This is a genomic window from Paracoccus sp. NSM (assembly GCF_052379855.1).
GTDB lineage: Bacteria > Pseudomonadota > Alphaproteobacteria > Rhodobacterales > Rhodobacteraceae > Paracoccus.
In genome coordinates, this window is the sequence record NZ_JBQTCG010000003.1 from 292,885 (window position 1) to 318,052 (window position 25,168).

Genomic DNA, 25,168 nt, shown 5'->3' on the forward strand with positions numbered 1-25,168 from the left:
GTCCTCCTCGATGGTCGGAAACAGGATTAGGCCCATGGCGGCCTCGGCGCAATGCCGCGCGATGTCCTGCCCTTCACGCAGCGGTCACGGTGAATTGGGGAACCGATTTCCTAAAGGGCTGTTAAACCGCCAGGAATATGTCCCGCAAGGTAGGAGAGTTCCCATGCGACGGATCATCCACAACACGACGGCCGTTGCGGCCTGCCTTTCGCTGCTGGTGCCGCAGCTTGCCATGGCCGAATGGCGGCTGTCCGACGCCGAGGCGGCGTCCCGCGCCGAATTGCAGGCCGAGACCCGCCCCGAGGACGCCGCCGCCTTGGAAGCCGAGCGCGAGGCGGGACTTGAGGCCGACGACCTGACCTGCGCCGATGGCGCCGAGCGCCCCTGTGCCGACGGGGTCGCGTTAGTGACGCCGGGCGGGCTGGAGGTCGCGCTGTCCGAAACCGGCCAGATCGTGCTGGCCGAGGGCGACGATTTCTACGCCGAACCGCAGGATGGGGCTGACCTGAATGCCGAGGCCGAGCCAGAAGCGCCGGTCGCAGAGGCCCAGCCCGAGCCTGAGCCCGAGGCCGAGGCCCCGCAGGACGTGGCGGCGGAACCCGAGCCGGAGGCCGAAGCCGTGGCGGAACCAGAGCCGGAATCCACGCCCGAGCCGGAACCTCGGCCCGCGACTGAGGAAGCCCAAGATCCCGACGATAATGCCGAAGCCTCTGGTACTCTGAGCGATGCGCTGAGCCGTGTCACCGGCGCCGAGACCGCTGACCTGCCCAGCCGCGACGAACTGGCCGACGCCTTGGCCGACACGGCGCAAGAGCAGGAGGAGAACGTCACCGGCCTTGCGGAATCGCTGGCGCAATCGCTTGGCGTGCAAGAACAGGGCGATGACAATGTCCGGCTGGCGACGGGGCAGATCCAGCGCGACCGGGCTGAGGTTCTGCCGGGCCTCGCCCGCGTTCTGAACGAAGAGGTCGCGGCCGGGCTGGCCGTCTCGTCGTTGACCTGCATCGGCGGAGGTTCCGCGCCCTGCGACGGTCGCGCGCAGACACCCCGCGGCGTGGTGATCGAGACGAATGACAGGGGCGAATACCGCCTCGCGCCCGCGCCGACGCAGATGTACCGCGTGCAGGATGGCGAGATGGTCCTGCGCGCCGCCGAGGAAGGCAGCGAGGTGACCGAGGCCGCGCGCGAAGCCGCCGAGGCCGCCGCGCCCAGCAGCGCCTCGGCGCTGGAAGCCGCCGAGGGCAGCGGCGAGGTGACCGAACAGCAGGTGACCGAGGACACGGCCCGCTCGTCGTCCGAGGATTTCCAGACCAACCTGCGCGACGCCCTGTCGGGGCAGGCCGCGCCATCGGGCGGTTCGGGCCGCGACAATGATCTGGCGCGCGCGCTGCTGTTGGGTCTGGGCGCGGTCGCCGTCGGCTCGGTTCTGGCCAACAACCGCCAGGTCGCGCTGAGCGCGCCGGACCGGGTCGTCGTCACGCGCGCCGATGGCAGCCAGGAGGTGATCCGAGACGACGTGGCGCTGCTGCGTCAGCCCGGCTCGACCGTGACGACCGAGAATTTCGATGATGGCTCGTCGCGCACCATCGTCACCCGCGCCGATGGCAGCCGGGTCGTCACGATCCGCGACGCGAACCTTCAGGTGCTTCGCCGCACGCTGATTTCGGCTGATGGCACGACGACGCGGCTGATCGACGAATCCGATGTGCAGGCCGTCGATGTGACCGCCCTGCCCGCCCCTGCCCCCGTGCCGTCGCAGACCGGCCTGAACGAGGACGAACTGCGCGCCGCCCTGCAGCGCGAGGCGAATGTCGACCGCCGCTTCACCCTGTCACAGATCCGCAACATCCCCGAGGTGCGGGCCCTGGTCGCGCCAGTGAATATCGACGGGATCACCTTTGACACGGGCTCGGCCGCGATCAGGCCCGATCAGGCGCAGCAGCTTGCGACGCTTGGCCGGATCATTCAGGAACAGGTCCGCGCCAATCCGCGCGAGATCTTCCTGATCGAGGGTCACACCGATACCGTCGGCTCCGAGGCCTATAACCTCGCGCTGTCGGATCGCCGCGCGGAATCCGTGGCGCTGGCGCTGGCCGAATACTTCGCCGTGCCGCCGGAGAACATGGTCACGCAGGGCTACGGCGAACGCTTCCTGCTGATCCGCGCCGAAGGTGACATCCGCGAGAACCGCCGCGCCTCGGTCCGGCGCATCACGGACCTGCTAGCGCAGTAAGCGGCGCCACGCACGACAAGGCCCCGCCTCGGCGGGGCCTTTTTCGTTCAGGCGCTGATCGCGTCGTCCATTGTCAGGAAGCCGCCCGATTGTCGCTGCCAGAGCCGGGCGTAAAGCCCGCCCTGCGCCAGCAATTCTGCATGGCTGCCCTGTTCGATGATGCGGCCCTGATCCATGACGATCAGCCGGTCCATCGCCGCAATGGTCGACAGGCGGTGCGCGATGGCGATGACGGTCTTGCCCTGCATCAGCGTTTCCAGCCGGGACTGGATCGCGGCCTCGACTTCGCTGTCCAGCGCGCTGGTCGCCTCGTCCAGGATCAGGATCGGGGCGTCCTTCAGGGCCACCCGCGCGATGGCGATGCGCTGGCGCTGGCCGCCCGACAGCTTGACGCCACGTTCGCCCACATGTGCCTCCAGCCCGCGCCGCCCGTGACTGTCCGACAGCGAGGGGACGAAGCCGTCAGCCTCGGCCATGCGCAGGGCCTGCGCGATCTGGTCGTCGGTCGCATCGGGGCGACCATAGGCAATGTTCTCGCGCACCGAGCGGTGCAGAAGCGAGCTGTCCTGCGTCACCACGCCGATGGCCGCGCGCAGGCTGTCCTGCGTCACGCGCGACACGTCCTGACCGTCGATGGTGATGCGCCCGGATTCGATGTCGTGAAAGCGCAGAAGCAGGTTGATCAGCGTGGATTTCCCCGCACCCGACCGGCCCACCAGACCGACACGCTCGCCCGGCCGGATGTCCAGCGTCAGGTTGTCCAGAACCGGCATCGGCCGCCCGCCCTGCGGGCCATGATAGCGGAAGGTCACGTCATCGAAGCGCACCGCGCCCGGCCCCGGCACCAGAGGCCGCGCATCGGGCGCATCGCGCACCTCGCGCGGCAGGGCCAGGCTGGAGATGCCGTCGCGGACCGTGCCGATATTCTCGAAAAGCGCGGCGAATTCCCAGATGATCCAGTGGGACATGTTGTTCAGCCGCATCGCCAGCGGCACGGCGATGGCCACCGCGCCCACCGCGATCATGTCCTGCGACCAGAGCCACAGCCCAAGCCCCGCGACCGAGGCCAGAAGCGTCACGTTCAACACGTTCAGTGTTATGTCCTGAATGGCCGACAGGCGCATCTGCCGATGCACGGTGCCAAGGAACCGGTCCATCCCCTCGTGCATCCAGCGTTCCTCGCGGTCGGAATGCGAGAACAGCTTGACGGTCGCGATGTTGGTGTAGCTGTCCACGATCCGCCCGGTCATGGCGCTGCGGGCATCGGCCTGCTGTTCAGCGACCCGGCCAAGGCGCGGCACGATCTGCCACAGAAGCACCCCGTAGCCGATCACCCAGAACAGGAAGGGCAGCGCCAGTCGCCAGTCCTGACTGGCCGCCAGGGCCAGCGCGCCCAGGAAGTAGATCAGCACATAGCTGCCGACATCCATGATCTTCATCGCGACTTCGCGCACGGCCAGCGCCGTCTGCATCAGGCGCTGTGCGATGCGGCCCGCGAACTCGTCCTGGAAATAGCCGATGGACTGGCGCAACAGGTAGCGATGGGCCTGCCAGCGGATGCGCTGCGGGAAATTGCCCATCAGTGATTGGTGCAGGATCAGCGAACTGACCAGGTTCAGCGCCGGCATGACCAGCAGCAGCACCACCGCCATCAGCGCAACGCGCGCGCCCTCCTGCGCCCAGAACAGCTCGCGCGGCGTGTCCGACAGCCGGTCGATCAGCTCGCCCAGCCAGGCGAACAGCATCACCTCGATCAGGGCGATGGCGGCAGAGCCAAGCGCCAGCAGCACCAGCCAGGGCAGCGCGCCCCGGCTGTAATGCAGCACAAAGCGCCACAGGCTGCGCGGCGGCATCGCGGGCGGGTCGGCGGGATAGGGGTCGATGCGTCTTTCGAACCAGGCGAACATGTCCTGCCTCTCCGTTGGCATGATCTGCGGTTTCGTCTTGGGCCGGGGCGCCAGTGCTGACCCGCCCTTGGGGCAGAGTCAAGCCGTCCCGGCGGAATGCCGCAGAGGCGTGCATCTTCGCGGGGAACATGCCGGGCGGCGGCGTGTTGGTCCCCGACTGAACCGACAATGCCAAGGAGGCCGACATGAGCATGAACAACCTGCAGGACCTTTACCTGGACCAGCTTCAGGACCTTTACTCGGCCTGCGACCAATCGCGCCCGGTCACGGCGGAACTGGCCCGCATCGCCACCGACCCCGAGCTGAAGGCCGCGCTGGAAGCCGGCGCCGAGGGGATCGAGCGTGGCAAGGACATCCTGGCCGAGCTGTGCCAGCGCCACAATGTCGCCGCCGATGGCGAGCATTGCAAAGGGATGGAGGGTCTTGTGACCGAAGCCCGCAAACACGCGCTGGAGGCAGACATCGCCGATGACGACACCCGCGACGCTGCGATCATCACCCAGTATCAGCGCCTGACCCATTACGCGATCGCGGGCTATGGCTGCGTTGCGGCCTTTGCCAACCGGCTGGGGCTTCAAGGCGACGCGGCGGCACTGGGCGATTGTCTGGAAAACACCCGCGGCGGCGACGTCCACATGTCGCGCATCGCCCAAGGCGGCGTGAATCGAGCCGCCGCACAGGCCTGATGCGAAAACGGCCCGGCAGATCGCTCTGCCGGGCCGTATCATTCGCGGGTCAGCGATTGCCGACCACCATCGCGCCCGCGATGGGTCCGCCGGGGGTCAGCCTCTGGTTGCCCAACCAAGACATGGCGCCTGTCGCGCTGGCTTTGTGAAACCGCCTGAGGTCACTTGTAGCGGCCGTGCCGCTGCAGCACCTCGATCTCGTATCCGTCGGGATCCTTGATGAAGAAGAAGCGGGCGATCACCTCGCCACCGGGTGCGAAATCGACCAGCTTGCGCGGCTCGAACCCCTCGGAGATCAGCCGAGCATGGGTCGCATCGACATCATCGACCGAAAAGGCGACATGCCCATAGCCGTCGCCCAGATCATAGGGCTCGGTCCGGCCCTTGTTGACCGTCAGCTCAAGTTCGGTCCCGCTTTCGCCATTGGCCAGATAGATCAGCGTGAAGCTGTCAAAGTCCAGTCGCTCGGCGACCTTCAGCCCGAAGCAGCGATCGTAGAAATCGACGGATTTCGCCTCGTCCAGAACCCGGATCATCGAGTGGATGTATTTCGCCATATGCGCCCTCCATACCTTCCACCTGACAAGCTAGCCCAAGCGGCGGTGCGGTGGGTAGTAGCGGACGACGACAGGCCGGTTTTTCCCGACATTTGGACGGGATGGCCCGTGATCGCCGCTGCTGATCCTAGCGCAGATGAATGGTGCAGGCGGATCGCAGAAGCGAGGCCAAATTCCTCACCCCGCCACGTGCTGTCCGGCGAAGACCCGGCACATCAGCTCGATCTCTGGAGTGGCATCATCCTTGCGGAAGCGTGCGCGACAACGGGCGCTGGTTAGCCCTGTCGGGCGACGGATCAGGGCCGCCGCGCCAACGCAAAAGGCCGCCCAAGGGGCGGCCTTCCGGATCGTGATATCCCCTTTTGAGGGATCATCCGACCTATGCTTTCAGATCAGGCGAGGATCTTCGAGACGACGCCTGCGCCGACGGTGCGGCCGCCTTCGCGGATGGCGAAGCGCAGTTTCTCTTCCATCGCGATCGGGGCGATCAGCTCGACCTCGAACTTCAGGTTGTCGCCCGGCATCACCATCTCGGTGCCTTCCGGCAGCTTCACGGTGCCCGTCACGTCCGTCGTGCGGAAGTAGAACTGCGGACGGTAGTTCGCGAAGAACGGCGTGTGGCGGCCGCCCTCTTCCTTGGTCAGGATGTAGGCCTCGGCCTCGAACTTCGTGTGCGGCTTCACCGAGCCGGGCTTGCACAGCACCTGGCCACGCTCGACGCCGTCACGGTCAACGCCGCGCAGCAGCGCGCCGATGTTGTCGCCAGCCTCACCGCGATCCAGCAGCTTGCGGAACATCTCGACGCCCGTGCAGGTGGTCTTGCGGGTGTCGCGGATGCCCACGATCTCCAGTTCGTCGCCGACGTTCACGGCGCCGCGCTCGATACGGCCGGTCACGACCGTGCCGCGGCCCGAGATCGAGAACACGTCCTCGATCGGCATCAGGAAGGGCTGGTCGATCGCACGCTCGGGGGTCGGGATGTAGCTGTCGACGGCGGCGATCAGCGCGCGGATCGAGTCCTCGCCGATGGCGTTGTCGCGGCCTTCCATCGCGGCCAGGGCCGAGCCCTTGATGATCGGAATGTCGTCGCCCGGGTAGTCGTAGCTGGACAGCAGCTCGCGCACTTCCATCTCGACCAGTTCCAGCAGCTCTTCGTCATCCACCTGGTCGACCTTGTTCAGGTAGACGACCATGTAGGGGATGCCGACCTGACGGCCCAGCAGGATGTGCTCGCGCGTTTGCGGCATCGGGCCGTCGGCGGCGTTCACGACCAGGATCGCGCCGTCCATCTGGGCGGCACCGGTGATCATGTTCTTCACGTAGTCGGCGTGGCCCGGGCAGTCCACGTGCGCGTAGTGGCGCGACTCGGACTCGTATTCCACATGCGCGGTCGAGATCGTGATCCCGCGGGCCTTCTCTTCGGGCGCGCCGTCGATCTGGTCATAGGCGCGGAACTCGCCGAAATACTTCGTGATCGCAGCCGTCAGCGTCGTCTTGCCGTGGTCAACGTGACCGATCGTGCCGATGTTGACGTGCGGTTTCGTCCGTTCAAACTTTGCCTTTGCCATGGAATGGCTCCTTGTTCGTCAATGCGTGTGGGGTAGCGGGGCCGAGGCCCCGCCGCAAGATCAGGCGTATTTCTTCTGGATCTCGTCCGAGATGTTCTGCGGCACGGCCTCGTAGTGGTCGAACAGCATGGTGAACACCGCGCGACCCGAAGACATCGACCGCAGGTTGTTGATGTAGCCGAACATGTTGGCCAGCGGCACGAAAGCGTCGATGACGTTCGCGTTGCCACGGCTGTCCTGGCCGCGGACCATGCCGCGACGGCTGGTCAGGTCGCCGATGATCGAACCCGTGTATTCTTCGGGCGTCACGACCTCGACCTTCATGATCGGCTCGAGCAGTTTCGCACCGGCCTTGCGCAGGCCTTCACGCATCGCGGCGCGCGAGGCGATCTCGAAGGCCAGGACCGACGAGTCGACGTCGTGGAACGCACCGTCCAGCAGCGCGACCTTGAAGTCGATCACGGGGAAGCCTGCCAGCGGACCGGAATCCATGACCGACTTGATGCCCTTTTCGACGCCCGGGATGTATTCCTTGGGCACCGCGCCACCGACGATCTTGGATTCGAACGAGTAGCCCTCGCCCGGCTCGGTCGGGGTGATCTGCAGCTTGACGCGCGCGAACTGACCGGTACCACCGGTCTGTTTCTTATGCGTGTAGTCGATCTCGGCCGGCTGGCTGATCGTCTCGCGATAGGCCACCTGGGGCGCACCGATATTCGCCTCGACCTTGAACTCGCGCTTCATGCGGTCGACCAGGATGTCGAGGTGAAGTTCGCCCATGCCCTTCATGATGGTCTGGCCCGACTCGATGTCGGTCTCGACGCGGAAGGACGGGTCTTCGGCCGACAGGCGCTGAAGGGCAAGGCCCATCTTTTCCTGGTCGGCTTTCGACTTGGGCTCGACGGCGATCTCGATGACCGGCTCGGGGAAGGTCATCGTTTCCAGAACGACGGGCTGCGACGGATCGCAGAGCGTGTCGCCCGTGGTCGTGTCCTTCAGACCGGCCAGCGCGATGATGTCGCCTGCAAAGGCTTCCTCGATCTCCTCGCGGTTGATCGAGTGCATCATCATCATGCGGCCGACGCGCTCGCGCTTGCCCTTGGTGGCGTTCAGCATCTGATCGCCCTTTTTCATCACGCCCGAATAGATGCGCGTGAAGGTCAGCGAGCCGACGAAGGGGTCGTTCATGATCTTGAACGCAAGACCCGAGAAGGGCTGCGCGTCATCGGCGCGACGCTCGATGTTGCGGGTCTCGCTTTCGTCGCCGGGGGCGAAGCCCATATAGGCAGGCACGTCCAGCGGCGAGGGCAGGAAGTCGATGACCGAGTTCAGCAGCGGCTGCACGCCCTTGTTCTTGAACGCGGAACCGGCGGTGACCGGGAAGAACGACAGCGACAGCGTGCCCTTGCGGATCAGGCCGCGCAGGGTGTCCTCGTCGGGCTCGTTGCCCTCGAGGTAGGCTTCCATCGCGGTGTCGTCCTGCTCGACGGCCAGCTCGATCAGGTTCGAGCGCCACTCGTCGGCCAGGTCCTTCAGCTCGTCGCGGATCGGTTGACGAACCCAGCTTGCGCCGAGGTCTTCGCCCTTCCAGACCCATTCTTCCATCTTGATCAGATCGACGATGCCTTCCAGCTTGTCCTCGGCGCCGATCGGGAAAGCGATCGGGCAGGGGGTTCCGCCGGTGCGGTCCTTGATCATCTTGACGCAGTTGAAGAAGTCCGCGCCGATCTTGTCCATCTTGTTGACGAACACGATCCGGGGAACCTTGTAACGGTCAGCCTGACGCCACACGGTTTCGGTCTGCGGCTCAACGCCGGCATTGGCGTCCAGCAGACAGATCGCACCGTCCAGAACCGCCAGCGAACGCTCGACCTCGATGGTGAAGTCCACGTGGCCGGGCGTGTCGATGATGTTGAAGCGGAACTTGGTCTCGGAAGTGCCCTCGGTCGAGGGATCCTCCTGGCGCTGCCAGAACGTGGTGGTCGCGGCAGACGTGATCGTGATGCCGCGCTCCTGCTCTTGCTCCATCCAGTCCATGGTCGCGGCGCCGTCATGCACTTCGCCGATCTTGTGCGACTTGCCGGTGTAGTAGAGGATACGCTCGGTCGTCGTCGTTTTCCCGGCATCGATGTGGGCCATGATGCCGAAGTTGCGGTAACGCTGCAGCGGATATTCGCGTGCCATGGTCTGAATCCTCTTGCCTTACCAGCGGTAGTGGCTGAACGCCTTGTTGGCGTCGGCCATCTTGTGCGTGTCTTCGCGCTTTTTCACGGCGGTGCCGCGGCCGTTGACGGCGTCGGCCAGCTCGCCCGCAAGGCGCTCTTCCATCGTGTTTTCGTTGCGCTTGGCCGCGGCGGCGATCAGCCAGCGGATCGCCAGCGCCTCGCGGCGGACAGGGCGGACTTCGACGGGAACCTGGTAGGTGGCACCGCCGACGCGGCGCGAACGCACCTCGACCGAGGGTTTCACGTTATCCAGCGCCTCGTGGAAGACTTCGATCGGCTCGCGCTTGAGGCGGGTCTGAACGCGGTCAAGCGCGTTGTAGACGATCCGCTCGGCGGTCGATTTCTTGCCGTCAACCATCAGGTTGTTCATGAATTTGGTCAGCACGCGATCGCCAAATTTGGCGTCGGGCAGGACATCGCGCTTTTCAGCGGCGTGACGACGGGACATTGATGCCTCTCCTTACTTCGGACGCTTCGCGCCGTATTTCGAACGACGCTGACGACGATCCTTGACGCCCTGGGTATCCAGCACACCGCGCAGGATGTGGTAACGGACACCCGGAAGGTCTTTCACGCGGCCGCCACGGATCAGCACGACGCTGTGTTCCTGCAGGTTGTGCTTTTCGCCCGGAATGTAGGAGATGACCTCGAAGCCATTCGTCAGGCGCACCTTGGCGACCTTACGCATAGCGGAGTTCGGTTTCTTCGGCGTCGTGGTGTAGACGCGCGTGCAGACGCCGCGCTTCTGCGGGCAGCCCTGAAGGTGCTGCGACTTCGAGCGCTGCACTTTCGGCTGCCGCGGTTTGCGGATCAGCTGTTGGATCGTCGGCATTCGGTTCCCCGTCTTGCTCTGTCAATACTCGCAACCAACCGGTTGCGCCACTTCTCGACCGCATCCTGCGCGAATCGCAAAATGCCAAACCCGTCCGGCCCATGAAGGGCTGACGGGCATCATTCCAGAGGATCGGGGCTAGAAAGGGCCCGGATCGTGACCGCATTTGGTTCTGGCACCCGGACAGTCGCCTCCCGGGTAGCGGCGCTATATGGGGAATCGTGGGGAGTGTCAACCGCGCCCCCCCCTGCCCCGACCCCTGCCCCGCCTGCGCTAAAGCAGGTCGCGCGCCATCTGCTTGAGGTCGGCGCGACGCAGGCCGAAACGCTGCCGCAGCTGGCGGCCCTGCTGGTCTTCGGGCAGGTCCCAGGGCAGGCCCGGCCCCATCGAGCCGCTGTCGCTGTCACCGTGGATCGAGCGGATGAACATCAGAGGCCGGTTGATCTGGACCCCCGGCATCCATTGCGCCAGCTTGGAATGGTCGTAATGCAGCGCGGTCTCGGGCGCGTCGGGGCGCAGGAAGATCGTCAGCGCGACGCCCATGTTGTGACACAGACGCGGGGTGATGGCGATCTGACCGCCCTCGGCCTTGAGCATCAGGCCCCGCCCGTAATCCAGCGACAGCTTTCCCTCGGCCTGCCAGAGGTCGCGGACCTTCGCGAAATCCGCGCGGGTGCAGGCAACGTAATCCAGCGCCACCGCATCGTCGTCATCATGCCGGAAGTGCCCGATCACATCGGCCGCAGCGTCCAGATGCGGCGCGACGGCCGCGCGGCAGGCGGCAAGGTGACGCTCCATCGGGGGGACCAGTTCCAGCCGAAGTTGCGGGATCTCATGGCACAGATCGCGCAAGCGCGACATGAAGGGCTCGGGCAGGTCCGGGCCGGTCATCACGACCAGCGTGAAATCGAGGTCGGTCTGCGCGCGCCAGCCCGGCAGGGCGACCCGCGTAAACCAGTGCCAGCGCCGCTCAAGCCGGGCGGGATCGTAAAGATAGGCCCGCCGCTCGTCGTAGCTGGCATGTTCGACCTGGTAGCCGCGCAATCCCACATAGGAAAAGCGGCACAGACCCAGCATCTGCACCTTCATGCGCGCCGCCCCAACCTGCTTTCACGCCAGATCGTATAGATCCCCGCGCCCACGACAAGCGCCGATCCCGCCCAGGTCCAGGCATCCGGCCATTCGCCGAAGACCAGCAGGCCCAGGATGATCGCCGCCAGCAGCGAGGTATAGCGGAAGGGCGCCACGGCCGAGATCTCGCCGATCCGCATGGCCGATACGGCGGTCACATAGCCGACCGACAGGAACAGCCCCGACAGGCCCAGAAGCGCAAGCTGGCGCAGGCTGGGGGTCTCCCACCCTTGAAAGAGGCTGAGGACAAGGCCCATCACCGTGACGGCGGCGGCGGCATAGAACGCGATGGTGGCCGATCCGACCTGCGCGCCGAAACTGCGCGTCGAAAGATCGCGCAACGCGACCAACAGCATCGCCCCAAGCGCAACCAGCGACCAGATCCCGAAGGCGCCAGAGCCGGGCCGCAGGATCAGCAGCACCCCCGCCATGCCGACCAGAACCGCCGTCAGCCTGCGCCAGCCGAGGCTTTCGCCGAAGAACAGCGCCGCGCCCAGCATCACCGCAAGCGGCAGCGCCTGCATGATCGCGGTCAGGTCGCCGATGGCCATATGCTGCAGCGCGTTCAGGAACAGCAATGTCGAGCCCAGCTCTCCCAGCAGGCGCAGGCTCATCGGGCGCCGCGCGGCGCGATCGATCCGCAGCCGCAAGCCGCCCTGACGCTGCGCCAGCAGCGCGATCAGCGCCATCACCACCGCCCCCCGCAGCGCGATCACCTGATAGAGCGGCAGATCCTGCGACACGAACTTGACCACCGCGTCATTGCAGGTGAACGCCACCATCGAGGCGGACATCAAGGCAGCCCCGCGCAGATTGTCGCCGGGCTTCAGCGGCTCGGGGCGGATCGAGGCGGGCCGCACGCGGCGCAGGGGCGAGACGAGAGGCGGGGCCATGCTGACCTGTGAGGTTGGAGATCCGGTCAAGGCAGGCTCAGCCGCCCGCCTCCTGCGCCGAGATTGCGCCGAAAAGCTGCGCCTTGCCAAGCCCGAAGCGGCGCAGAAGCGCGGCCTCGATCTCGGCTTCGGACATCTCGATCCTGCGGTGGCCGTAAGGATCGCGGGGGCTGTCATTGCTGGCATGGAAGCCCCGCACCCACATCAGCCCGTCGGGTCGGCTGATCGTCGGCACGAAGCGCCACATCCAGTCATGGCGGTAGTTCATGATCGAACGCGGCTTGCCGCCGGGAAAATACAGCGTCAGCGCAGGCACCCAGAAATGCGTCAGCTCGCAGCGCAGCGACAGGCCGCCATCGCGCGCCTGTTCCAGCACCAGGCCGCGCCCGTAATCCAGCGCGACGGGGTCATTGCCATTCATCATCGGCGCGACCAGCCGCCAGTCGCGCCGGACCCGCGCCACGTAATCGCGCGCCACCGCGTCGTCGTCATCCATGCGGAATTGCGCGACCACATCCGCGCCCGGTTCGGTGTGGCGCGCCAGCAGGGCCTTGCAGATCTCGGCGTGCCGGCCCGGAGCGACCTGTTCCAGCCGGATCTGCGGAACGGCTTCGGCGATGGCGCGCAGCCGGCTGATCCAGGGTTCGGGCAGGTCCTCGCCCGTGGCAAGGATCAGCGTGAAGTCCGGATCATGCTGCCACATCAGGGGCGGCAGGCAGAGGTTCTCGAACCAGCGCATGCGCTGTTCCATCCGCGCCGGGTCATAAAGCAGCGCGCGGTTGCGATCCAGATCCTCGCCCGTGGTCTGGAAATCGCCCTGAACCAGCATCGAGAACCGGCACAGCCCCAGAACCTGAATACGCATCCCTGACCCCGCAATACCCTTCTGGCGGGGTAGCGCCCCCGCGCCCGCAGCGTCAACGAAAAAGGCCCGGCGCGGGGCCGGGCCTTTTCCTTCATGTCAGGGGCGATCAGGCCTCGCTGTCGCCGCCAAAGCCGGTCTCGACCGGGGCGGCCAGAGCCGCCGCTGCCTCGGCCTCGGCGCGGCGCGCCTCGATCACCTTGGCATCGCGCTCGGACGCGATCCGGCGCACGCGGCTGGTCGCGCCACCGGTGCCCGCCGGGATCAGGCGGCCCACGATGACGTTCTCTTTCAGACCGACCAGCTTGTCGCGCTTGCCTTGGACGGCAGCCTCGGTCAGCACGCGGGTCGTTTCCTGGAAGGACGCGGCCGAGATGAAGCTGCGGGTCTGCAGCGACGCCTTGGTGATGCCCAAGAGGACCGGCTCGCCCTGGGCGGGACGCCCGCCACGGGCCTCGACCTTGGCGTTCTCCTCGGCGAACTCGTCACGCTCGACATGCTCGCCCTTCAGCAGCGTGGTGTCGCCGCTGTCGAGGATCTCGATCTTCTGAAGCATCTGGCGAACGATCACCTCGATATGCTTGTCGTTGATCTTCACGCCCTGCAGTCGATAGACGTCCTGCACCTCGTCGATGAGGTAGTCGGCCAAGGCCTCGATCCCCATGATGCGCAGGATGTCGTGCGGCGCCGGGTTCCCGTCCATGATGTAGTCACCGCGCTGCACGAAGTCGCCTTCCTGCACCGGGATGTGCTTGCCCTTCGGCACCATGTATTCGACGGGGGCCGTGCCCTCTTCGGACGGCTCGATAGTGATGCGGCGCTTGTTCTTGTAGTCCTTGCCAAAGCGCACATAGCCATCGACCTCGGCGATGATGGCGTGATCCTTGGGACGGCGGGCTTCGAACAGTTCCGCCACGCGGGGCAGACCCCCGGTGATGTCCTTGGTCCGTGCGCCCTCGCGCGGGATCCGCGCGACCACGTCACCGGCCTTGATCTCCTGCCCGTCCTCGACCGAGAGGATCGCATCGACCGACATCGGATAGCTGACCGGGTTGCCCTGGTCGTTGCGGACCGGCTCGCCGTTCTCATCCATGATGATGATCTCGGGCTTCAGATCGCTGCCGCGCGGCGCGGAACGCCAGTCGGTCACGATCTTCTGGGTCATGCCCGTCGCATCGTCGGTCTCGTCGCGGACCGACAGGCCCGAGAGCAGGTCCACGAAGCGCGCGATACCGGCCTTTTCGGCGATGATCGGCAGGGTATAGGGGTCCCATTCGAACAGCTTGAGGCCTCGCGTGACCTTCTCGCCTTCCTTCACGAACAGCTTCGAGCCGTAGAACAGCTTGTGGCTGGCGCGCTCCTGCCCCTGATCGTCAAGGATCAGCAGCTGCATGTTGCGCGACATCACGATATGCTCGCCCGAGGCGTTGGTCAGGACGTTCTCGTTACGGAACTGGACGGTCCCCTCGTGCGAGGCGCCCTGGAAGGATTGCTGGCCACCCTGCGCGATGCCGCCGATGTGGAAGGTCCGCATCGTCAGCTGGGTGCCCGGCTCGCCGATGGACTGGGCGGCGATGATGCCGACAGCCTCGCCGATATTGACCAGCGTGCCGCGGGCCAGATCGCGGCCATAGCAGAGCGCGCAGATCCCGTCCTCGGATTCGCAGGTCAGCGCCGAGCGGATGCGGACGGTCTGGACGCCCGCCTGCTCGATCGCGTCGGCCTTGCGTTCGTCGATCACCTCGTTCGCACGGATGATGATCTCGTCGCTGCCCGGAACCAGCACATCCTCGGCCGCGGTGCGGCCCAGAACACGCTCGGAGAGCGGGCTGATCACCTCGCCGTCATTGACCGCCGCCGAAGCGGTGATCGCGCGGTCGGTGCCGCAATCATGCTCGCGGATGATGCAGTCCTGCGCCACGTCCACCAGACGACGGGTCAGATAACCCGAGTTCGCCGTCTTGAGCGCCGTGTCCGACAGACCCTTGCGCGCGCCGTGGGTCGAGTTGAAGTATTCAAGAACGGTCAGACCTTCCTTGAAGTTCGAGATGATCGGCGTCTCGATGATCTCGCCCGAGGGCTTGGCCATCAGGCCGCGCATCCCGCCCAGCTGCTTCATCTGGTTGACCGAACCCCGGGCGCCGGAATGGGCCATCATATAGACGCTGTTCGGCTCCATCTCGGCGCCGCTCTCGTCCTTCTTGGTGGCCGAGATCGTCGCCATCATGGCGTCGGTCACGCGGTCGTTGCACTTGGACCAGGCGTCCACGACCTTGTTGTACTTCTCGCCCTGGGTGATGAGGCCGTCGAGATATTGCTGCTCGAACTCCTTCACCTGTTCCTGGACTTCCTCGACGATCGACCACTTGTTGTCGGGAACGACCATGTCGTCCTTGCCGAAGCTGATGCCGGCGCGGAACGCTTCACGGAAGCCCAGACCCATGATCTGGTCGCAGAAGATGACCGATTCTTTCTGGCCGCAATAGCGATAGACCGTGTCGATGACGTTCTGGATGTCCTTCTTGCGCAGCAGGCGGTTGACCAGCTCGAAGGGCGCCTTGGCGTTCATCGGCAGCAGCGCACCCAGACGGATGCGGCCCGGCGTCGTTTCGAAGCGCTTGAGCACCTCGTTGCCGTTCTCGTCGATCTGCTTGATCCGCGCGGTGATCTTGGCGTGCAGATGCACCTCGCCTGCGGCAAGGGCGTGCTCGACCTCGTCGACATTGGCGAAGGCCATGCCCTCGCCCTTCATGCCGTCGCGGCTCATCGACGTGTAGTAGAGGCCCAGAACCATGTCCTGCGATGGAACGATGATCGGCGCGCCGTTGGCGGGCGACAGAACGTTGTTCGTGGACATCATCAGGACGCGCGCCTCAAGCTGGGCTTCCAGCGAGAGGGGAACGTGCACGGCCATCTGGTCGCCGTCGAAGTCGGCGTTGAAGGCCGAACAGACCAGCGGGTGCAGCTGGATCGCCTTGCCCTCGATCAGGATCGGCTCGAAGGCCTGGATGCCCAGACGGTGCAGCGTGGGCGCGCGGTTCAGCAGAACCGGATGCTCGCGGATGACCTCGTCCAGAATGTCCCAGACCTCGGGGCGTTCCTTTTCAACCAGCTTCTTCGCCTGCTTGACGGTGCTGGAAAGCCCCTTCGCCTCAAGCCGCGAATAGATGAACGGCTTGAACAGCTCCAGCGCCATCTTCTTCGGCAGGCCGCACTGATGCAGCTTGAGTTCGGGACCGGTCACGATGACCGAACGGCCCGAGAAGTCCACGCGCTTGCCCAGAAGGTTCTGGCGGAAGCGGCCCTGCTTGCCTTTCAGCATGTCCGACAGCGACTTCAGCGGGCGACGGTTGTTGCCGGTGATGACGCGGCCGCGACGGCCGTTGTCGAACAGCGCATCGACCGATTCCTGCAGCATCCGCTTTTCGTTGCGCACGATGATGTCGGGCGCGCGCAGCTCGATCAGGCGCTTCAGGCGGTTGTTGCGGTTGATGACCCGGCGATAGAGATCGTTCAGGTCCGACGTGGCGAACCGGCCGCCATCCAGCGGGACCAGCGGGCGCAGTTCCGGCGGAATGACCGGGATCACGGTCAGGACCATCCATTCCGGACGGTTGCCCGACTCGAGGAACGACTCGACGATCTTCAGGCGCTTGATGATCTTCTTCGGCTTCAGCTCGCCCGTGGCCTCCTTGAGGTCCTCGCGCAGCTGCTCGGCGGTGGCGGCCAGGTCGATATTGGCCAGCATCGCGCGGATGGCTTCGGCGCCGATATCCGCCTGGAAGGCGTCGGCACCGTAATTGTCCTGCGCGTCGAGATATTCTTCCTCGGACAGAAGCTGGCCATAGGTCAGGTCGGTCAGACCCGGCTCGATCACGACGTAGTTCTCGAAATACAGGATCCGCTCGAGATCGCGCAGCGTCATGTCCAGCATCAGGCCGATGCGCGAGGGCAGCGACTTGAGGAACCAGATATGCGCGACGGGCGCGGCCAGTTCGATATGGCCCATCCGCTCGCGGCGGACCTTTTGCAGGGTCACTTCCACGCCGCATTTCTCGCAGACGAGGCCGCGATACTTCATGCGCTTGTACTTGCCGCAAAGGCACTCGTAGTCCTTGATCGGCCCGAAGATGCGCGCGCAGAACAGGCCGTCACGTTCCGGCTTGAACGTGCGGTAGTTGATCGTCTCGGGCTTCTTCACCTCGCCGAAGGACCAGGCGAGGATTTCCTCGGGCGAGGCCAGCGAGATCTTGATTTCATCGAACTGCCGCGGCGGGGCCAGCGGGTTCAGCGGGTTGGTGGCGAGTTCCTGGTTCATTTTTCAATCCTTGAAAGGGCGCGTTGGGGGTGGATGAGGGCTTTCGCCCTCACTCCTCTTCCTCCGCATCCAGGAGTTCCATGTTGAGGCCCAGACCCCGGACCTCCTTGACCAGCACGTTGAAGCTTTCGGGGACGCCGGCCTCGAAATTGTCCTCGCCCTTGACGATGGACTCGTAGACCTTGGTCCGGCCTGCCACGTCATCCGACTTGACCGTCAGCATCTCTTGCAGGGTGTAGGCGGCGCCATAGGCTTCCAGCGCCCAGACCTCCATCTCACCCAGACGCTGACCACCGAACTGCGCCTTGCCGCCCAGAGGCTGCTGCGTGACCAGGCTGTACGGCCCGGTCGAACGGGCGTGCATCTTGTCATCGACAAGGTGGTGCAGCTTGAGGACGTATTTCATCCCCACGGTGACCTTGCGTGCGAACTGCTCGCCCGTGCGGCCGTCGAAGACCACCGACTGACCCGAGGTGTCGAAGCCCGCCCGCGTCAGCGCGTCGTTGACATCGGCTTCCTTGGCGCCGTCAAAGACCGGCGTGGCGATGGGAACACCCGTCCGCACCGTCCCGGCATGTTCGCGCAGCGTCTCGTCGTCCATGTCCGCGAATGTGTCGGCATAAAGCTCGTCGCCATAGCCGATCCGCATGGCCTCGCGCACCGGGGTCATGTCGCCGTTGCGGCGATAATCTTCCAGCGCCTCGTCGATCTTGATGCCAAGACCGCGCGATGCCCAACCCATATGGGTTTCAAGGATCTGCCCCACGTTCATCCGCGACGGCACGCCGAGCGGGTTCAGCACCAGATCGACGGGCGTGCCGTCGGCCAGGAAAGGCATGTCCTCGATCGGGACGACCTTGGAGACGACGCCCTTGTTGCCGTGGCGACCGGCCATCTTGTCACCGGCCTGAAGCTTGCGCTTCACGGCGACGAAGACCTTGACCATCTTCATCACGCCCGGCGGCAGGTCGTCGCCCTGACGGACTTTCTCGACCTTGTCCTCGAAGCGGGCTTCCAGCAGCTTCTTCTGGGTGTCGTACTGGCCGTTCAGCGCCTCGACTTCCTTGGCCGTGTCCTCTTCCGAGACAGCCAGCTGCCACCACTGGCCGCGCGACAGCGTGCCCAGCAGTTCCTCGGTGATCTCGCTGTTCGGCTTGATGCCTTTCGGCCCCTTCAGCGCGGTCTTGCCCAGGATCAGCGTCTTGAGGCGCGCATAGATGTTGCGGTCCAGGATCGCCTGCTCGTCGTCCCGGTCACGGGCCAGACGTTCGACTTCCTCGCGCTCGATCTGCAGCGCACGCTCGTCCTTGTCCACGCCGTGGCGGTTGAAGACGCGCACCTCGACGATCGTGCCGTAAGCACCCGGCGGCAGACGCAGCGAGGTGTCGCGCACGTCCGATGCCTTTTCGCCGAAGATGGCGCGCAGCAGCTTTTCTTCCGGCGTCATCGGGCTTTCGCCCTTGGGGGTGATCTTGCCCACAAGGATGTCGCCCGGCCCGACCTCGGCGCCGATATAGACGATGCCCGCCTCATCCAGATTGCGCAGGGCTTCTTCGCCCACGTTCGGGATGTCGCGTGTGATCTCTTCCGGCCCCAGTTTCGTATCGCGGGCCGCAACCTCGTATTCATCGATATGGATCGAGGTGAACACGTCGTCGCGGTGGATCCGCTCGGAAATCAGGATCGAGTCTTCGTAGTTGTAGCCGTTCCACGGCATGAACGCGACGACCACGTTCCGGCCGATGGCCAGTTCACCCTGATCGGTCGAGGGACCGTCGGCGATGACCTGGTTCTTCACGACCTTTTCGCCCACCTTCACCAGCGGGCGCTGGTTGATGGTCGAGGACTGGTTCGAGCGCTTGAACTTGCGCAGACGGTAGATGTCCACGCCCGCATCGCCCGCGCCCAGATCCTCGGTCGCGCGGACAACGATCCGCTGCGCGTCAACCTGGTCGATGATGCCGCTGCGACGCGCCATGATCGCCGCACCCGAATCGCGGGCCACGGTCGCCTCCATGCCGGTGCCGACAAAGGGCGCCTCGGCCCGCAGAAGCGGAACCGCCTGACGCTGCATGTTCGAGCCCATCAGCGCGCGGTTGGCGTCGTCGTTTTCCAGGAACGGGATCAGCGCGGCGGCGACCGAGACCAGCTGTTTCGGCGACACGTCGATCAGATCGACGGCATCGACCGGGTTCAACATGAAGTCGCCCGCCTGACGGGTCGAGATCAGCTCGTCCACAAAGCGGCCTTCACCGTCCAGCGTCGCGTTGGCCTGCGCCACGGTGTGACGCATCTCCTCGGTCGCGGACATGTAGACGACCTCGTCGGTCACCTGACCTTCGATCACCTTGCGATAGGGCGTCTCGATGAAGCCATACTTATTCACGCGGGCAAAGGTGGCCAGCGAGTTGATCAGGCCGATGTTCTGGCCTTCCGGCGTCTCGATCGGGCACATCCGGCCGTAATGGGTCGGGTGAACGTCGCGCACCTCGAAGCCCGCACGCTCGCGCGTCAGACCGCCCGGCCCAAGTGCCGAGAGACGGCGCTTGTGCGTCACTTCGGACAGCGGGTTGGTCTGGTCCATGAACTGCGACAGCTGCGAGGAGCCGAAGAATTCACGCACCGCAGCCGCAGCCGGTTTGGCGTTGATCAGGTCCTGCGGCATGACGGTGTCGATCTCGACGCCCGACATGCGCTCGCGGATGGCGCGCTCCATGCGCAGCAGGCCGACGCGATACTGGTTCTCCATCAGCTCGCCGACCGAACGCACCCGGCGGTTGCCGAGGTGGTCGATATCGTCGATCTCGCCCTTGCCGTCGCGCAGCTCCACAAGGCCGCGAACGCAGGCCACGATGTCTTCGTGGCGCAGCGTGCGCTGCGTGTCCGGCGCGTCAAGGTCCAGACGCATGTTCATCTTGACCCGGCCCACGGCGGACAGGTCGTAACGCTCGGCGTCGAAGAACAGGCTCTTGAACAGGGTCTGCGCGGCCTCGACGGTGGGCGGCTCGCCCGGGCGCATGACGCGATAGATATCCATCAGCGCGCCGTCGCGGCTCATGTTCTTGTCGGCGGCCATCGTGTTGCGGATGTAGGGGCCGACATTGACATGGTCGATGTCCAGAACCGGGACCTCGGTGATGTCGTTGTCCAGCAGCACTTTCAGCAGGCCGCCCGACAGATCGCCTTCCTTGTTGTATTCGGCGGTGATCTCGTCGCCGGCCTCGGCATAGATGAAGCCGGTCTGGTCGTTCACGATATCCTTGGCGATGAAGCGGCCGACGATGCGCTCGAACGGCAGAAGCAGGTTCACCTGCTCGCCCGAATCCAGCAGCTTCTTGACCAGACGCGGCGTCACCTTGTCGCCAGCCTTGGTGATGACCTCGCCGGTCTCGGCGTTCACCAGATCAAAGGCCGGACGGGTGCCGCGCACGCGCTCGGGGAAGAAGCGGGTGACCCAGCCCTGCTCGCGCCCCTCGCGACGCAGGGAGTAGTTCACCGTCTGGTAGAAGGCATCCATGATGCCCTCCTGATCCATGCCAAGCGCATAAAGCAGCGTCGTCACCGGCAGTTTGCGGCGGCGGTCGATGCGCGCGAACACGAGGTCCTTGGCGTCGAATTCGAAATCCAGCCACGAGCCGCGATAGGGAATGATCCGGCAGGCGAACAGCAGCTTGCCCGAGCTGTGCGTCTTGCCGCGGTCATGGTCGAAGAACACGCCGGGCGAACGGTGCATCTGGCTGACCACGACCCGCTCGGTCCCGTTCACGATGAACGTGCCATTCGTCGTCATCAGGGGCATGTCGCCCATGAACACGTCCTGTTCCTTGATGTCCTTGACCGACTTGGCGCCGGTGTTCTCATCGACATCGAACACGATCAGGCGCAGCGTGACCTTCAGCGGCGCCGCATAGGTCATGTCGCGCTGCTGGCACTCGTCCACGTCGTATTTCGGCTTTTCCAGATCGTATTTCACGAATTCCAGAACAGCCGTCTCGTTGAAATCCTTGATCGGAAAGACCGACTGGAAGACACCCTGGATGCCCTCGCCGTCGTGGTGGCCCGTGCCCTCGCCCGAGTTCAGGAACAGGTCATACGAGGATTTCTGAACCTCGATGAGGTTCGGCATCTCGAGAACTTCGCGGATATTGCCGTAATAGCGCCGGATGCGCTTCTGGCCGACATAGGACTGCGCCATGGGGTCTTGTCACCTTTCGTCTTCGCGCGCGGCCGGGTCGGGGCCCCCGGAACGCACCTACGAATGCAGGGTTGAGGTTCCATTCGTGCCGCGCGTCCCACCGCGAAGCTCCCGAACCTCGAACATGCCCTGAAGGGAGGTCTGAACGGCAGACCGACCTTCAAGACAGGTTCGGCAGGGACCGGGAAATCCCGGACCCTGCCCAATTCATGCGATCTCAGCGACCGGCCAAGGGCCGATTACTTCAGTTCGACCTTGGCGCCGGCGTCTTCCAGCTTTTTCTTGAAGTCTTCGGCTTCGGCCTTCGACACGCCTTCTTTCACCTTGCCACCGGCTTCGACCAGGTCCTTGGCTTCTTTCAGGCCCAGACCGGTGATGCCGCGCACTTCCTTGATCACGTTGATCTTGTTGGCGCCGGCGTCGACCAGGACGACGTCGAATTCGGTCTTTTCTTCCACGGCTTCGGCAGCGGCAGCGGGGCCGGCCATCATGACGGCGCCGCCGGCGGCGGGCTCGATGCCGTACTCATCCTTCAGGATGGTCTTCAGTTCCTGGGCTTGCAGCAGGGTCAGGCCCACGATTTGTTCGGCGAGTTGTTTCAGATCAGCCATTTTTCCGTTCTTTCCAGTTAGTGTTCCAACATCGGGTCAGCGACCACACGAAGGAATAGGGTTGCTTACGCAGCCTCGCGCTCTTCCAGAGTCGTGAGGATGCTCGCGATGTTCGAAGCAGGCGCGCCAATGGCACCGGCGATGTTGCTGGCAGGCGCGCCGATGCAGGACACGATCTGAGCGATGAGCTCTTCACGCGACGGCATCGAGGCGACGGCTTTCACACCGGCCGGATCCAGAGCCTGGTCACCCATTGCACCGCCCAGGATCACGAACTTGTCGTTGTCCTTGGCGTATTTGTCGGCGATCCGGGCGGCTGCCACGGGATCTTCCGAATAGGTGAGCACAGTCATGCCCGTCAGGTAGTCGGCGATGCTGGCGCAAGGCTTACCTTCCAGGGCGATCTTGGCGAGCTTGTTCTTGGCAACGCGAACCGAACCACCGGCTTCGCGCATGCGCGAGCGGAGGTCCTGCATATGTGCAACCGTCATCCCCTCGTAGTGGGCAACCACCACGACGCCAGAGCTTTCGAAGATCTGGCCGAGTTCATCGACCAGTTGTTCTTTCTGTGCTCTATCCACGGTTTCACTCCAAGTTGGGGGTTTCCCCCCGGCTCTCACTTTTCCCACGGCCGGGGCCGCGGGTCGGGTCCGCTAGGGCAAGATCACCCGAAGGGCCGCATCGCGGTCTTCGGAAAAATGCTTCCCCATCTCAGGAAGGAAATTAAGCGGGTCTCCCCGCACCCTCCGTCTCGGACAGGACGGGGCGACTGGCGCCCCGCCATCCCCGACCAACCCGCAAGGGCGGCCGGGAAACTCAATGGCCTCAGGCCTGGGTCGCGGACAGGACGTCCACCGACACGCCCGGCCCCATGGTCGAGCTGATCGAGACCTTCTTCATGTAGGTCCCTTTCGCGCCCGTGGGCTTGGCTTTCTGGACCGCATCAACGAAGGCGCGCAGGTTCTGCGCCAGCTTGTCCTCGTCGAACGAGACCTTGCCGATGCCGGCATGGACGACGCCCGCCTTCTCGGCCTTGAACTGGACTTCGCCACCCTTGGCAGCTTCGACGGCCGATTTCACATCCATCGTCACCGTGCCGACCTTGGGGTTCGGCATCAGGTTGCGCGGGCCCAGGATCTTGCCCAGGCGGCCCACCAGCGGCATCATGTCCGGGGTCGCGATGCAGCGGTCGAACTCGATCTTGCCGGACTGGATGGTCTCCAGCAGGTCCTCGGCGCCGACGATCTCGGCACCGGCGGCCTTGGCCTCGTCAGCCTTGGGGCCACGGGCGAAGACGGCGACGCGGACATCCTTGCCGGTGCCGGCGGGCAGCGTCACGACGCCGCGAACCATCTGGTCGGCATGGCGCGGATCGACGCCCAGGTTCAGCGCGATCTCGACGGTCTCGTCGAATTTGGCCGAAGCGGCGGATTTCACCAGCTTGACCGCGTCTTCGACGGTCAGGTTGGTCTTGCCTTCGAACGCGGCGCGGGCGGCGGCTTTTTTCTTGGACAGCTTTGCCATGACTTAGCCTTTCACCTCGATGCCGATCGAACGGGCCGAGCCGACGATGATCTTCATTGCCGCTTCGACGTCATTCGCGGACAGGTCCTTCATCTTCGCTTCGGCGATCTCGCGCACCTGCTTGACGGTGACGGTGCCGGCGACGGCACGGCCCGGCTTTTCCGAACCCTTGGCGCGGTTGCGCTTGCCCACGGGCTTCAGACCGGCCGCCTTCTTCAGCAGGAAGGACGCCGGGGGCGTCTTCGTCTCGAAGGTGAACGACTTGTCGGCGTAATAGGTGATCACCACGGGAACGGGCGAGCCCTGCTCCATCTCCTGCGTCTTGGCGTTGAACGCCTTGCAGAATTCCATGATGTTGATGCCGCGCTGACCCAGAGCCGGGCCGACGGGGGGCGACGGGTTCGCCTGACCCGCCTTGATTTGCAGCTTGAGGCTGCCGACAACTTTCTTGGCCATCTGGCCTACTCCTTCATCATCAAGCCCGCGAACGGGGCCGATTTAGCGGTGCGGCCGCCCCGTGGGGCGAACCTCCCGCAGCCAATCACGAGGTCTTGCTAACCTGCGTGAATTCCAGTTCGACCGGCGTCGGCCGGCCAAAGATCGAGACCGTGACCTTGACGCGCGACGAGATCTCGTCGACCTCTTCGACCATCCCCGAGAAACCCTCGAACGGGCCGTCGGTCACGTTGACCTTCTCGCCCACGTCGAAGCGGATCAGGTTGCGCGGCGCCGCGGGCTCGCCCGTCCCCGAGCGGTTCAGCATCGCGTTCACCTCGTCGTCGCGCATCGGCATGGGCTTGCCGTGGGCGCCGAGGAAGCCGGTGACGCGGTTGATCGAGTTGACCAGGTGATAGGTGCGGTCGGACATGTCCATGTGGACCAGCACGTAGCCGGGCATGAAGCGCCGCTCGGACGTGACCTTCTTGCCGCGACGGATCTCGATGACCTCTTCGGTCGGGACCAGAACCTCGTCGATCTGGTCTTCGAGACCCTTCTCGGCGACGGCTTGGCGAATCGCCTCTGCGACCTTCTTTTCGAAGTTCGACAGGACGCTGACCGAATACCAACGCTTTGCCATGTCTCGATCGACCCCTGCTCGTGTTCCGGAGAATCGCGCCCGGACGGCGCCAACCCGTTGAATTCCAAAGAAGTCCGCCAAAATCGAAATCGGCGCGCATGCGGATTCGATGCACGCCGGTTGCCGGACAGTCCCGGGCTATTAACGCCCTCGCCCGGCGAATGCAACCCCTGGCGTCAGCCGCTGATCAGGCGCAGGCCCTGCGTCAGGCCGGTGCGGATCGCCAGATCGACCAGAAAGAAGAACAGGCTGGTCAGCGAGGCGAAGATGAAGACCATGATCGTGGTCGTGATGACCTCGCGGCGCGTCGGCCAGGTGATCTTGGCCGCCTCGGCGCGGACCTGGTTGATGAACTGGACGGGATTGGCCACGGCTCAGGCTCCTCGATTGCTGGGCATCATCTAGCGGGGACAGGCGCGGTTTTCAAGGCGGCGCGGGCGTGGCGGGATTTCCCTCAAATGCCCGGCATTCGGTGTGTGGCGATTAAGCTGCCGGAAACCGGCCGGACCCAAGGATGCGAGCGTTGCATCAACACAAGGAACCAGTTG

Annotated in this window: 19 protein-coding genes; 2 read left to right on the forward strand and 17 right to left on the reverse strand. The window is 64.9% G+C overall.

The genetic code is table 11. The annotated features are described in order from the left end of the window. Positions 1-163: 163 nt before the first annotated feature. Positions 164-2,233, forward strand: coding sequence for an OmpA family protein (locus ACTZWU_RS07410; protein WP_444736720.1), 2,070 nt, complete (start codon positions 164-166; stop codon positions 2,231-2,233). Positions 2,234-2,280: 47 nt separating this feature from the next. Here ACTZWU_RS07410 and ACTZWU_RS07415 read toward each other — a convergent pair whose 3' ends face one another. Next, positions 2,281-4,140, reverse strand: coding sequence for an ABC transporter ATP-binding protein (locus ACTZWU_RS07415; protein ID WP_444736721.1), 1,860 nt, complete (start codon positions 4,138-4,140; stop codon positions 2,281-2,283). A gap of 185 nt (positions 4,141-4,325) precedes the next feature. Between ACTZWU_RS07415 and ACTZWU_RS07420 the strand changes: the two genes are divergently transcribed. Then, positions 4,326-4,826, forward strand: coding sequence for a YciE/YciF ferroxidase family protein (locus ACTZWU_RS07420; protein WP_444736722.1), 501 nt, complete (start codon positions 4,326-4,328; stop codon positions 4,824-4,826). Between the two features lie 161 nt (positions 4,827-4,987). Here the strand turns inward: ACTZWU_RS07420 and ACTZWU_RS07425 are convergent, their stop codons facing one another. The 16 genes from ACTZWU_RS07425 to secE all read right to left on the reverse strand — a co-directional run bounded on the left by ACTZWU_RS07425 (position 4,988) and on the right by secE (position 24,991). After that, entirely contained in the window at positions 4,988-5,383 is a 396-nt protein-coding gene (locus tag ACTZWU_RS07425; RefSeq protein ID WP_444736723.1) for a VOC family protein, read from the reverse strand. A gap of 392 nt (positions 5,384-5,775) precedes the next feature. Further along, on the reverse strand, positions 5,776-6,951 hold the full coding sequence (tuf, locus tag ACTZWU_RS07430) for an elongation factor Tu (RefSeq protein WP_444736724.1): 1,176 nt from the start codon (positions 6,949-6,951) through the stop codon (positions 5,776-5,778). Between the two features lie 60 nt (positions 6,952-7,011). Then, positions 7,012-9,135: an elongation factor G gene (gene fusA / locus ACTZWU_RS07435; RefSeq protein WP_444736725.1), complete on the reverse strand. Its 2,124-nt coding sequence runs from the start codon at positions 9,133-9,135 to the stop codon at positions 7,012-7,014. Positions 9,136-9,153: 18 nt separating this feature from the next. Continuing rightward, entirely contained in the window at positions 9,154-9,624 is a 471-nt protein-coding gene (gene rpsG, locus ACTZWU_RS07440) for a 30S ribosomal protein S7 (protein ID WP_444736726.1), read from the reverse strand. Positions 9,625-9,636: 12 nt separating this feature from the next. Continuing rightward, complete coding sequence (rpsL, locus tag ACTZWU_RS07445) at positions 9,637-10,008, reverse strand: 30S ribosomal protein S12 (protein ID WP_022705687.1); 372 nt, start codon at positions 10,006-10,008, stop codon at positions 9,637-9,639. Positions 10,009-10,281: 273 nt separating this feature from the next. Next, positions 10,282-11,097: a glycosyltransferase gene (locus tag ACTZWU_RS07450; protein ID WP_444736727.1), complete on the reverse strand. Its 816-nt coding sequence runs from the start codon at positions 11,095-11,097 to the stop codon at positions 10,282-10,284. Beyond that, the gene (locus ACTZWU_RS07455; protein ID WP_444736728.1) at positions 11,094-12,032 is read right to left on the reverse strand and encodes a DMT family transporter; all 939 of its coding nucleotides are present in this window, start codon (positions 12,030-12,032) and stop codon (positions 11,094-11,096) included. Before ACTZWU_RS07455 ends, ACTZWU_RS07450 begins: the two co-directional genes overlap by 4 nt. A gap of 37 nt (positions 12,033-12,069) precedes the next feature. Beyond that, the gene (locus ACTZWU_RS07460) at positions 12,070-12,897 is read right to left on the reverse strand and encodes a putative rhamnosyl transferase (RefSeq protein WP_444736729.1); all 828 of its coding nucleotides are present in this window, start codon (positions 12,895-12,897) and stop codon (positions 12,070-12,072) included. A gap of 106 nt (positions 12,898-13,003) precedes the next feature. Then, the gene (rpoC, locus tag ACTZWU_RS07465) at positions 13,004-17,212 is read right to left on the reverse strand and encodes a DNA-directed RNA polymerase subunit beta' (RefSeq protein WP_444736730.1); all 4,209 of its coding nucleotides are present in this window, start codon (positions 17,210-17,212) and stop codon (positions 13,004-13,006) included. A gap of 49 nt (positions 17,213-17,261) precedes the next feature. Next, the gene (rpoB, locus tag ACTZWU_RS07470) at positions 17,262-21,407 is read right to left on the reverse strand and encodes a DNA-directed RNA polymerase subunit beta (protein WP_444736731.1); all 4,146 of its coding nucleotides are present in this window, start codon (positions 21,405-21,407) and stop codon (positions 17,262-17,264) included. 239 nt (positions 21,408-21,646) lie between these two features. Next, positions 21,647-22,018: a 50S ribosomal protein L7/L12 gene (gene rplL, locus ACTZWU_RS07475; protein ID WP_444736732.1), complete on the reverse strand. Its 372-nt coding sequence runs from the start codon at positions 22,016-22,018 to the stop codon at positions 21,647-21,649. Between the two features lie 65 nt (positions 22,019-22,083). Next, positions 22,084-22,599, reverse strand: coding sequence for a 50S ribosomal protein L10 (gene rplJ, locus ACTZWU_RS07480; RefSeq protein ID WP_444736733.1), 516 nt, complete (start codon positions 22,597-22,599; stop codon positions 22,084-22,086). Positions 22,600-22,843: 244 nt separating this feature from the next. Beyond that, a complete protein-coding gene (gene rplA / locus ACTZWU_RS07485) occupies positions 22,844-23,542 on the reverse strand; it encodes a 50S ribosomal protein L1 (protein WP_444736734.1) in 699 nt (232 codons plus the stop codon). A 3-nt stretch (positions 23,543-23,545) separates the two neighbouring features. Continuing rightward, a complete protein-coding gene (gene rplK, locus ACTZWU_RS07490; RefSeq protein ID WP_304617286.1) occupies positions 23,546-23,998 on the reverse strand; it encodes a 50S ribosomal protein L11 in 453 nt (150 codons plus the stop codon). An 85-nt stretch (positions 23,999-24,083) separates the two neighbouring features. Next, on the reverse strand, positions 24,084-24,620 hold the full coding sequence (gene nusG, locus ACTZWU_RS07495; protein WP_444736735.1) for a transcription termination/antitermination protein NusG: 537 nt from the start codon (positions 24,618-24,620) through the stop codon (positions 24,084-24,086). 176 nt (positions 24,621-24,796) lie between these two features. Further along, on the reverse strand, positions 24,797-24,991 hold the full coding sequence (gene secE, locus ACTZWU_RS07500) for a preprotein translocase subunit SecE (RefSeq protein ID WP_304617288.1): 195 nt from the start codon (positions 24,989-24,991) through the stop codon (positions 24,797-24,799). Positions 24,992-25,168: the final 177 nt, after the last annotated feature.